Annotated in this window: 3 protein-coding genes; 2 read left to right on the top strand and 1 reads right to left on the bottom strand. The window is 76.2% G+C overall.

Annotated features, from left to right (window positions below; genetic code table 11):
* Positions 1 to 1,891: AsmA family protein (locus tag CCR87_RS06975; protein WP_201156838.1), on the bottom strand; the 1,891-nt coding region annotated here is incomplete at its 3' end.
* 203 nt (positions 1,892 to 2,094) lie between these two features.
* Between CCR87_RS06975 and CCR87_RS06970 the strand changes: the two genes are divergently transcribed.
* Positions 2,095 to 3,255, top strand: a complete 1,161-nt coding sequence (locus CCR87_RS06970; RefSeq protein WP_201156837.1) for a PQQ-dependent sugar dehydrogenase — start codon at positions 2,095 to 2,097, stop codon at positions 3,253 to 3,255.
* 155 nt (positions 3,256 to 3,410) lie between these two features.
* Positions 3,411 to 3,778 (top strand): hypothetical protein (locus CCR87_RS06965; protein WP_201156836.1); only part of this gene is annotated, 368 nt, incomplete at its 3' end.

The following is a 3,778-nucleotide window of genomic DNA, read 5'->3' as shown; positions in this document are numbered from 1 at the left end:
GGGTGGACGGGACGCCGAGGGCGCGCTCCAGCTCGCGGCGGATGGCGTCGGCGGCGTCGTCGCGGCGGCGCTCGACCTCGCGCTCCAGGCGGTCCTCCAGCTGCTCGCGCACCACGGCCTGGAAATCGACCGACAGCTGGGGGTCGGCCCATGGCCCGGTGATCGTCACCGGCAGCCGCACGCGGCGCAGCCCCACCGGCCCCTCCAGCGGCGCGGCCGTCAGCCGATAGTCGAGACGCTGCGCGCCGATGTCGACGCGGCCCGCCCCCTCGGCGCGCAGCGCCGGGGCGCTGAGGACGAGGTCGCCGTTCGACGCCACCCCGTTGGCCACCGTGAATGTCGCCGACAGCCCGTCGAACGGCGTGGTGCGGGCCTGCCCCAGCGCGCGCGGGTCGCGGTCGCGCAGCAGCGTGCCCAGGTCGAACCCGCGCACCAGCCCCGGTCCCATCGTCACCCGCCCGTCCCCCGACAGCGCGCGCATCAGCGCATCGACGCTGTTGCCCACGCCCAGCAGCGCGATGGTGCCCGACACCCGCCCCTCCAGCCCGTCGCTGTCGGCCAGCGCGGCCATCAGCGCCGCCGCCGACAGCCCCTCGAACGCCAGGTTCGCGCGCGCCGAGAAGCCGCCGCGGGCGTTGGCCACGACCTCGCCCGCGACTTCGCCGCCGAACGCCTCGGCGCGGTCGAGGCGCAGCACGGCGCGGCCCGCATCCACCGTCAGCGCCCCGCGCACCGCCCCCAGCGTCACCCCGTCCAGCCGCACCGACGGCGCCGAGACCGCCACATCCGCGTCCAGCAGATGCAGCGCGCCCGCGTCGATGCGCGCGGTGGACCAGCCGCCGCCCGCGACTGATCCGGGTGCTGTTCCCTGTGCCGACTGCTGTGCCGACCCCTGCGTGCCCCCCTGCATGGCCGCACGGCGCAGGTCCAGCGCGGGCGCCGCCACCCGCCCCGTCAGGCGCGGGCGCGGGCCGGTCAGCGCCAGCTCGGCGGTGATGTCGGTGGTGGTGTCGTCCAGCGTCAGCCGCCCGTCACGCAGCGCCACCGACCCCGGCGTCAGCACCGTGGCGCCCGTGACCGCCGCCCTGCGCGCGGCCAGTCCGGGCGGCAGCCCCAGCGCGGCCAGGGCGGGGCCTTCGGCGCGGGCCTCCAGCCGCCCCTCGGCGCGCAGGGCGGCGGGGTCGGCGCGGCCGTCGAAGGTCACCCGCGCGCCGCCCGTTGTCAGCGTCAGCGCCAGATCGCCCGGCAGGCCCGCCGCCAGCCCCGGCGCCGCGCGCGCCTCCAGCCCCAGCGCGGTCCCGTCCAGGGTGCCGTCGGCCGCCAGCGTCGCGGCCTCGCCGTCGCGCGCCAGCTCCAGCGTCAGCCCCTCCAGCCGGTTGCGCGCCCCGGTGACGCCGTCGCGCACCGTCACCGCCGCATCCGTCAGGCGCAGCCGGTCGAACCCCGCCAGCGGATCGTCGCGCACCGGCGCGGCGGGGCCGGGCGCGCCCGGCGCCGGGGGGCCGCCGAAGGCCCAGTTCACCCGCCCGTCGGGGTGACGCTCCAGCACGACCTCGGCGCCGTCGGCCTCCAGCCGGGCCAGGGCCACCCGGCCGCCCATCAGCGCGCCCGCGTCCAGCCCGATGTCCAGCGCGCGGGCGCGCAGCATGGGGCGGTCGGGCAGGTCGGACCAGTCGGGCCCGGCGATGCTGACCGGCCCGGTGCGCACGCCCGCGCGCGGCCACAGCGTCACGCGGACCGGCCCCTCGATCACCACGGCGCGCCCGGTCGCGGCCGTCAGCCGTTGTGCGGCCAGCCCCGCCACCGGTTCCGCCGGCAGCACCAGGACCGCCGCCGCCAGCAGCACCGCCAGCCCCACCACGGCCGATATCCCGCCCACGATCCAGCGCATCGTCGCCCTCCGTTCCGGTTCGGTCGGGTTCTAGCACGCCGCCGCGCGCGGGGCGATCACGGGATTGTCCACGCCTGCGGGATTGAGCGGCGCGGGGCCGCGCCCTAGGCTGATCTGCGTTCCGCGCGCCGTTTTCGCGCCCCGTACTGGGTCCGTACTGGGCCCCGCTCCGGGCCGCGGCACCCCTGAGGAAAGGACACGCGATGCCCCGCAGCCTTTGTGCCACCGTCGCCGTCGCGGCCCTGCTGACCGGGCCGCAGACCGGCGCGCCCGCGCTGGCCCAGAGCCCCGGTTACCAGGTGGAGATCCTGGCCGAGGGGCTGAACCGCCCCTGGGGCATGGCGTTCCTGCCCAACGGGCGCGACATCGTGATGACCGCGCGCGGCGGCACGCTGTCGATCTGGCGCGCGGACACCGGCGCGATCACCACCATCGACGGCGCCCCCGACGTCGCCGCCGCCGGGCAGGGCGGCCTGCTGGACATCGCGCTGGCGCCGGGTTTCGCCGACACCGGCACGGTGTTCCTGACGTGGTCGGGCGCGGTGGCGGGCGGCACCACCACCCATCTGGGCCGCGCCACGCTGGACCCCGACGCCGCCACCCTGCGCGACATCGAGGTGCTGTTGCGCGTCCGCCCCGCCATCGACAGCCCGGCGCATTACGGCGCGCGCATCGTGATCCACGACGGGCACGTCTTCATGGGCACCGGGGATCGCAACTCCAAGGCCTTCGGGCCGGATCACATCGCGCAGGACGTCTCCAGCGAGAACGGCGCGGTGGTGCGCCTTGCGCTGGACGGCAGCGTGCCGGGCGACAACCCGCTGGTGGGCCGCGACGGGGCCGCGCCCGCGATCTGGTCCTGGGGCCACCGCAACATCCAGGCGATGGCCGTGCGCCCCGGCACCGACGAGGTCTGGCTGGCCGAGCATGGCGAATCGGGCGGCGACGAGATCAACCGCGTGGTGCGCGGCGGCAATTTCGGCTGGCCGCTGGCGTCCTACGGGGTCGATTACCGCACCGGGCAGCCCTTTGCCGATCCGCACCGGCCCGGCGACGGGTTTGTCGCGCCGCTTTATCACTGGGGCCCGGGGCGCGACGACAACTTCCCCCCCTCGGGGATGGCATGGGTGACGGGCGAGGCCTTTGCCCAGTGGGAGGGGCACCTGCTGGTGGGCAACCTGCGCCACCGCTATCTGGGCCTGTTCCCGGTCGATGGCGACACCGTGTCCGACCCGATCCGCCTGCTGGAGGGGCGCGGCTGGCGCATCCGCGACGTGGCGGTCGGCCCGGCGGACGGCTTCATCTATGTCCTTGCCGATGGCGAGGGCGCGCCGCTGCTGCGGCTGGTGCCCAGCGACGGCTGAGGGGCTGCTCGGGCCAGGCTCTCGGGCCAGGCTGCTCGGGCCAGCCTCTCGGGGCGGGCGGCGGACAAAGGCGCTTGTGCGGGCGGGGATTATCCGTAAACCTCCCGCTGGCGCAGCGGCAGCCCGGCGCCCCCCTGAAGGAATGGAACTGCCCGGTGGTCGCCGCCTCTGGTCCTGAAACCGGTCCGCAACAGCCGCCCGAATCGGCGTGGCAACTGGTGCTGCTGCTGTGGGGCACGAAATATCCGGTGGCCGAGGTCAACCACCTGATCGCGGCGATCCGCGCCGCTGCGGCGCCCGCGCCCGCGCGCATCGTGCTGCTGGGCGACCGGCCGCACGAGGGGCTGGCGCCGGGGGTGCGGCAACGGGACATCCCGCAGGCGTTTCGCGCGCCGCGCTTCATGGCGCAGGGCTGCCAGGCCAAGCTTGCGATGTTCGCCGACGGGCTGGTGCCGCCGGACTTGCCCGCCGTCTATGTCGACATCGATACGGTGGTGCTGGGCAACCTTGCGCGGCTGGTGGG

It is taken from the genome of Rhodobaculum claviforme (genome assembly GCF_016653255.1).
GTDB lineage: Bacteria > Pseudomonadota > Alphaproteobacteria > Rhodobacterales > Rhodobacteraceae > Rhodobaculum > Rhodobaculum claviforme.
Note: the sequence above shows the minus strand (reverse complement) of the source record. Positions and strands in the feature narration are given on the sequence as shown.

Bases quoted from the DNA above. Each gene is read 5' to 3' on its own strand.
- CCR87_RS06970 (WP_201156837.1), top strand. From the start codon at position 2,095: ATGCCCCGCAGCCTTTGTGCCACCGTCGCCGTCGCGGCCCTGCTGACC.